Annotated in this window: 3 protein-coding genes; all 3 read left to right on the top strand. The window is 62.3% G+C overall.

Annotated features, from left to right (window positions below; translation table 11 throughout):
• Positions 1 to 706 (top strand): pyruvate dehydrogenase complex E1 component subunit beta (locus EOA29_RS36470; protein WP_127222392.1); only part of this gene is annotated, 706 nt, incomplete at its 5' end.
• A 4-nt stretch (positions 707 to 710) separates the two neighbouring features.
• On the top strand, positions 711 to 1004 hold the full coding sequence (locus EOA29_RS36465; RefSeq protein WP_189350087.1) for a DUF5076 domain-containing protein: 294 nt from the start codon (positions 711 to 713) through the stop codon (positions 1002 to 1004).
• 9 nt (positions 1005 to 1013) lie between these two features.
• A partial coding sequence (locus EOA29_RS36460) for a biotin/lipoyl-containing protein (protein WP_127222391.1) occupies positions 1014 to 1410 on the top strand: 397 nt, incomplete at its 3' end.

Below are 1410 nucleotides of genomic sequence, written 5' to 3'. Positions count from 1 at the left end.
AATCATCAACTCGGCCGCGAAGACGCTCTATATGTCCGGCGGCCAGATGGGCGCGCCGATCGTGTTCCGCGGACCGAACGGCGCCGCCGCGCGCGTCGCCGCCCAGCACTCGCAGTGCTACGCCGCCTGGTACAGCCACATCCCCGGCCTGAAGGTGGTGATGCCGTATACGGCGGCCGACGCCAAGGGCCTGCTCAAGGCGGCGATCCGCGACCCGAACCCGGTCATCTTCCTCGAGAACGAGATCCTCTACGGCCAGTCCTTCGACGTGCCGAAGCTCGACGATTTCGTGCTGCCGATCGGCAAGGCGCGCGTCCACAAACAGGGCAAGGACGTCACCATCGTCTCCTTCGGCATCGGCATGACCTATGCGGTCAAGGCGGAGGCCGAACTGCGCGGCATGGGCATCGATGCCGAAATCATCGATCTGAGGACCATCCGCCCGCTCGACTTCGACACCATCATCGCCTCGGTGAAGAAGACCAACCGTCTCGTGGTGGTGGAAGAAGGCTTCCCGCAGAGCTCGGTCGGCGACCACATCGCCAACCAGGTCTCGCAGCGCGCCTTCGACTTCCTCGATGCGCCGGTGATCACCATCGCAGGCAAGGACGTGCCGATGCCTTATGCGGCCAACCTCGAGAAGCTGGCGCTGCCCAATGTCGGCGAAGTCGTCGAGGCAGTCAAAGCCGTCACGTACCGGGGTTAACAAGATGTCGCGCGAACTAGAAGTTCCCGCGATGGTCGTCGAGAGTAGCGAATTCAATGAAATACTCCGCGTCTGGATTGGTTCGGACGCGGTCGTCACGATGCAAGACCTCTTTGGACCAAACGCTCACAACTGGGGAATGGTGCTTGCTGATATCGGCATGCACATAGCCAGGATGAGACTGGAACAAGATGGCATACCTGAAATCGAGACGCTTCAGGCATTGGAAGAAGGCTATCGCGGCAGAATGTCGGAGCAGTTCAATATCCAGCACCGTTCGCTGACCGGGCGGAACTGAGGAGGAAAAATGCCGATCAACATCACCATGCCGGCGCTCTCTCCGACCATGGAAGAGGGCAATCTCGCCAAGTGGCTGGTCAAGGAAGGCGACAAGGTTTCGCCCGGTGACGTGATCGCCGAGATCGAGACCGACAAGGCGACGATGGAAGTCGAATCCGTCGATGAAGGCACCGTCGCCAAGCTCGTCGTTCCGGCCGGAACCGAAGGCGTCAAGGTCAACGCCGTGATCGCCATCCTGGCCGGTGAAGGCGAGGATGCCCGCGCTGCTGCAAAAGCCGACGGCGGCGCCGTGCCGAAAGCGGAAGCCGCGAAAGCGGAGGCTCCGAAGGCCGAAGCGCCCAAGGAAGCGCCGAAGCCGGCAGCTTCCGCTCCAGCGCCTGCACCGGCTAAGGCCGAGCCCGCTC

This window comes from Mesorhizobium sp. M1E.F.Ca.ET.063.01.1.1 (assembly GCF_003998155.1).
Classification (GTDB): Bacteria; Pseudomonadota; Alphaproteobacteria; order Rhizobiales; family Rhizobiaceae; genus Mesorhizobium.
The sequence above is the reverse complement of the archived record's forward strand: the minus strand, read 5'-3'. Positions and strand labels throughout refer to the sequence as shown.

Coding starts and splice junctions, on each gene's coding strand:
- EOA29_RS36465 (WP_189350087.1), top strand. CDS start 711: ATGTCGCGCGAACTAGAAGTTCCCGCGATGGTCGTCGAGAGTAGCGAA.